The organism is Calditrichota bacterium (assembly GCA_014359355.1).
Lineage (GTDB): Bacteria > Zhuqueibacterota > Zhuqueibacteria > JANLFK01 > Oleimicrobiaceae > Oleimicrobium.
On the sequence record JACIZP010000284.1, the window covers coordinates 1 to 4,990 of the forward strand.

Genomic DNA, 4,990 nt, shown 5'->3' on the forward strand with positions numbered 1-4,990 from the left:
ATGAAGAGAGCCAGGTAAGCATTTGTTCTATAAGATGGTTAGGTAGCTGGGCTACTGGCCTGGCGACCACCGGTGGGGCGCCTGTTTCTCAGAATGAAAATCGCGAGCGTTCGCGTCGCAGGCAGGCTATCAAAATGAGAGAAAAAAAGGAGAGCGGCGGAGGCTTAGAACTTCTGGGTACTCTGTCGAAGGCGCGGTGAGCTTTGATCCTCTTAGCGCTACTGCTTCTCGAGGTTGTACTCTTTGATTTTCCGGTACAAAGTGGCCAGGCCTATTTGCAGGACGCGGGCAGCCTTCTGCTTGTCGTAGTTGTGGAACTCCAAGGTCTTTTGTAGCGCCACGCGTTCGATTTCGGCAAAGGACATCCCCACCTCAAGTCCCATGTTGCGGGAGGAGCCCTCCGCGTCGGTGGCGAGCGCCGGGAAGTGGTACGAGCGGAGCAAATTGTCCTGCGAGAGCACCACCGCTCTTTCCACCATGTTCTCCAGCTCGCGGACATTTCCGCGCCACGGGTGACGCAGCAGCTGTTTCATCACCTCAGGCTCGACACCCTGGATGTTCTTCCCATTGAGGTGGTTGTACTTCTCGATAAAGTGCTGCACCAAGAAAGGGATGTCCTCCTGCCGCTCGCGCAGAGGGGGCACGTGAATGCCGATGACGTTGAGGCGATAGTAGAGGTCCTCACGGAACGTACCCTCCTCCACCTTCTTTTCCAGGTCGGCGTTGGTGGCAGCGATGATGCGCACGTCCACTTTGAGGGTGACCGTGCCCCCCAGTCTCTCGAACTCGCCATCCTGCAAGAAGCGGAGGAGCTTGACTTGCATGGCCGGCGTGATCTCGCCAATTTCATCTAAGAAGAGCGAGCCGCCGTCGGCTAACTCGATCTTCCCCTTCTTCTGTCGCACCGCGCCGGTAAAAGCGCCCCGCTCGTACCCGAACAACTCCGCCTCGAGAAGGTTCTCAGGGATGGCACCACAGTTGATCTTGACGAAAGGTTTGCTGGCCCTTGGGCTGTGGTAGTGAATGGTGGCCGCCACCAGCTCCTTGCCCGTACCGGTTTCGCCCGTGATGAGAATGGTGCTGCGCGAGGGGGCAACTTGCTTTGCCAACTCTACGACACGCTTGAAACGCGGGCTGACGGCGACAAGTTTGGGCACGGCCTGAGAAAGCTCGAGCTTTTCGCGGAGGCGCTCGTTCTCGCGGCGCAGGAGTATCGTCTCCCCAAGGCGGTCAAGCAGCCGCTGAAGGTCCGCCATGCGGAACGGCTTGACGAGGTAGTCGTAGGCCCCGCTCCGGATGGAGGCCACCGCGGTCTCCACCGAGCCATAGGCAGTGATGACGATGACCGCAACCTGGGGCCGATGTTCCTGGACGTAATTGACCACCTCGAGCCCTGATCCGTCCCTCAGCTTCAGGTCGGTCACTACAATGTCCACGTCCTCGCTCTCAAGTGTCTTGAGGCCGCCCCGCAAGGAGGTCGCGGTCTTGAGGAGATACCGCGGCGAGGTCAATCCCTTCTGCAAGGCGTGGAGCGCTTCGACATCATCATCGATAATCAGAATGCTGAGCTCACTCACTGGTGACCTCTCCTTGTTCCACCTGCGGCAAGCTCACCGAAAACAGGGCCCCTTGACCAACCTTTGAGCTGCAGGTAATGCGTCCCCCATGGGCGGCAACGATCTCTCTGGACACAAACAGGCCCAGGCCCACGCCACTTTCCTTGGTCGTAAAAAAGGGCTCGAACACTCTCTTCAAGTGCTCTGACTCGATGCCGGGGCCGTTATCGCGGATGGCCACCAACACTCTTTTCCCGCGGCGCCGCATGGTGATCCAAACATCACCGCGGCCGTTGAGCACTTGCAGGGCGTTGGTGAAGATGTTGGCAAAAACCCGGCGCAGCTGCACCCAATCGGCCATCACCCAGCAAGACCACGACGGGCGTCGGAAGTGGACCCGCACTTTCCGCAAGGCTGCCTCGTAAGCGGCATCCTGCACCCACCCATCAACCAGACCCACCAGCTCCACTGGCACCATGTTGAGGTCGGCCAGATGGGTGTAGGCAAGATAGTGGTTGAGGCTGTCGCTGAGTTGCTGGATCTGCCCTTGGATCTTGCGCGTGAGCTCGCTCACCTCGGGGTTCACGCCATTGGGCCCACTTTCCAAGAGGCGCTCCAAAAGCTCGACGTGCAGGCCGATGTTGTTCAACGGGTTGCGGATATCATGCATCATGGCGCTGGTCAGCCGAGAGATAGCCGTCAGCCGGTCGATTTGCCTTATCCGCGAGGCAAAGCGTACCTGCTCGCCCAGCTCTTGAAAGCTAATGATGTAGTAGACGTTGCCGATGGACGGTTGCCGAAGGCGAGCAATGGAGACCATCGCTGGAAAATAGTCGCCACCCTTACGGTAGATGCGGAGCTGCAGGTTGTGGCGACGGCGGCGCTCCGACCGAATCTCCCGCAAGAAAACCTCTCGGGACTGTCCGTGGAAGAGCTCGAGAATGTTCTTCTTCAGGATGTCGCCGGGGGCAAAGCCCGTGAGCCGGGCGGCCATCGGGTTCCAGTGCAACACGTGGAGGTCTGCGTCGCAGTCGGCCACTCCCAGCGGGTACTCCTTGATGATCTGATAGATGACATCCAACTGCCGCTGCAGGTCGTTCTTAACGATCTTGAGCTCATTGATCAGCTGGTGGTCCTTGGCGCGCAGTTCCTGGTAGACCTTTCCCCACCACTCGCTGAGGAAGATGAGCGTCGTGTCGAAAGCCCGTTGCAACAGCGCAAACTGCTCTTCAAAATCGTCGCTCATTTCCAAAGTGGTGTTGACCAAGAAGTGATTGAGCACGATGCGCGCCGCCCCGAGAATGGCGAGTTGTGCGTGAAAATTGTGCTTGAGACGAGGGTTGGACTGGAACTCGCGCAGATAGTATTTGGTGAGCTGGTATCCAGGAACCTGCCGGCTCTCCCCGCGAAGGTCCCGCTCAAGGTGAGCGAAAATGCCCCCCAAGATCTTGGTGTACAGTTCGCTGGGCAAGTCCAGATCCACGCCCCAGCGGGAAGTCATCAGCGTTTCGGTGGCACTCTCCACCAGTGTCTCCACGTGCCCGTGGATGATCTCACTCAGTGTAGCCATAGTCTCCCGCCCTTTGCCGCCTGGCACGAGCGGAAATCTCGTCCTCCAGTCTATTGCGCTCCGCAATGCCGCCTAATGCCGTGTCCCGCTTAGCCCGCAAAATATTTTCTACCGAGCCACGGGAACCCTGTGGGCGCAGCAGCGTTTATCAGTTTGAAAGTCTTCTTTGGCGTTCTTGCGGTCGTCTTTTTCATTCTGATAAGGACACTCCGAAGAAGACGACGGCAACCGCGCGCCGCGCCCCTGGTTAACCACTTGTGCTGCAAAGTGGTTAAGACTGGCGCGTGAACAGTTGGCACGCTCTTTGTGACTATGTTGTCGGCTTGCGTATCTTTTCCGGCGGTGGCAAAGGTACGAAAAAATAAGCTCAATGTAAAGGGGAAAATGCGTCCTGGGAGGGAAAGCGAGGGCGTTTTTTCCGGCATAAACGGAAGTTGGGGGAGTGAGTGGTCATCAGTGCTGTGATGTCGAATCAGACGAAAGGAGTGTTGAGACATGAGAAGCAGAATCGTGTTGTCACTGGTCGCAGTTGTTGCCGCGCTGGCGCTCGTCGCCGGCTGCGCGAAGGCTCCTGATCAGGCGCGCATCGACGCGGTGAAGGCCGCGGTCCAGGCTGCCAAGGCAGCAGAGGCGGATCGCTATGTACCACAGCAGTACGCTGCCGCCAATGACTCTTTGAACGCTGCCCTGGCCGAGATCGAGAAGCAGAATGGCAAGTTTGCGCTCTTCCGCAAGTATGGCGTTGCCGAGCACCTGCTGCAGGTAGCCGAAGAGAAGGCCAAGGAGGCCGCGCAGGCAGCCGCAGTGAAGAAGGAAGAGGTGAAGAACGAGGCAACCGGCCTTATCCAGCAGGCCACCGACGCCATCGCACAGGCCAAGAAGCTGTTCAACAAGGCCCCGCGGGGCAAAGAAGGCCGTCAGGCGCTGGAACTGATCAAGAGCGATCTGGGCGTGGTGGACAACACCATTGCCGAGGCGAATGCGGCGATGGAGAAGGGCGATTACCTGACCGCGCGTGACAAGGCAAAAGCCGCGATGGACAAGGCGAACGCCCTGGTCAACGAGCTGCAGGAAGTCATTAGCAAGAAGGCTGCGCTCACCAAGAAGAAGTAGTTTTTGCCCTGTAGTCTGAGGCCTCGTTCCGTTAACCCAGGGGACCCTCGCTTTGCGGAACGAGGCCTTTTTGCGCCCAATCAACTCGGAATCTCGTCTACGCATGATGCACCCTATCCAGGACCGCTTTCGCACCACGTGGCAGGCCCTGCCCCACCCGGACAGGCGCTGGGTGCTGGCAGCCCTCATCTCCTGTGTATGTACGGTAGCCGTCTATTTCGGCTTGTGGTTCGCCAGGCCCAAGCCGCCCCTGCTGCTGCTTGACCAAGCGCGTATGGCGCTGAGCGCTGCTCGCCACGCCGACGCACCGACCTATGCCCCCAAGCTCTGGCAGGAGGCAGAGGATTCGTGGGAGTACACCGTGCGCGCTTTTCGGGAGCAGCGGCGACGCTGGTTCTTCAGGCGGGACTTTAGCACGGCGGCACGCCTAGCCCAGCGCACGCACACTCTCGCGCTCCAGGCCCAGACCCGGGCACTTGCCGCCAGGGATTCGCTCGCGGAACACGCGCGCACCGCAGCTACCGCAGCCCAGCGCGAGATCGACGAATATCGGGCGCATTTCAGAGACTTGCCCGGAAGCCGGACTTACCGGGAGCGGGCAGTACGCAGTGAGCTCCTCCTCCTGGAGGCCCAAGCCGCCGCGCGCCGTGGGGACTTGCTGCGCGCGGCAGAGCGCCTTCGTGAGGCGAGGGCAGCCATCAGCCTGGCGGGCAATGGGTCGGCCAACACCGTACGCGCCTACTTCGCCAAG

At 59.6% G+C, this 4,990-nt stretch carries 4 protein-coding genes; 2 read left to right on the plus strand and 2 right to left on the minus strand.

Going from position 1 to position 4,990, the window contains the following annotated elements; translation table 11 throughout:
* Nucleotides 1–218: 218 nt before the first annotated feature.
* A complete protein-coding gene (locus H5U38_12330; GenBank protein ID MBC7187811.1) occupies nucleotides 219–1,577 on the minus strand; it encodes a sigma-54-dependent Fis family transcriptional regulator in 1,359 nt (452 codons plus the stop codon).
* Nucleotides 1,570–3,126, minus strand: coding sequence for a PAS domain-containing protein (locus tag H5U38_12335; protein ID MBC7187812.1), 1,557 nt, complete (start codon nucleotides 3,124–3,126; stop codon nucleotides 1,570–1,572). Before H5U38_12335 ends, H5U38_12330 begins: the two co-directional genes overlap by 8 nt.
* Nucleotides 3,127–3,621: 495 nt before the next feature.
* Here H5U38_12335 and H5U38_12340 point away from each other — a divergent pair, with 495 nt between their 5' ends.
* Nucleotides 3,622–4,239 (plus strand): DUF4398 domain-containing protein, encoded by a 618-nt coding sequence (locus H5U38_12340; GenBank protein ID MBC7187813.1) that lies wholly within the window; start codon nucleotides 3,622–3,624, stop codon nucleotides 4,237–4,239.
* Between the two features lie 103 nt (nucleotides 4,240–4,342).
* The coding region (locus H5U38_12345; GenBank protein ID MBC7187814.1) for a hypothetical protein at nucleotides 4,343–4,990 on the plus strand (648 nt) is incomplete at its 3' end.

What these genes read in the sequence shown, in the direction of transcription:
- H5U38_12335 (MBC7187812.1), bottom strand. Translation starts at nt 3,126, where the DNA reads ATGGCTACACTGAGTGAGATCATCCACGGGCACGTGGAGACACTGGTG.
- H5U38_12340 (MBC7187813.1), top strand. Translation starts at nt 3,622, where the DNA reads ATGAGAAGCAGAATCGTGTTGTCACTGGTCGCAGTTGTTGCCGCGCTG.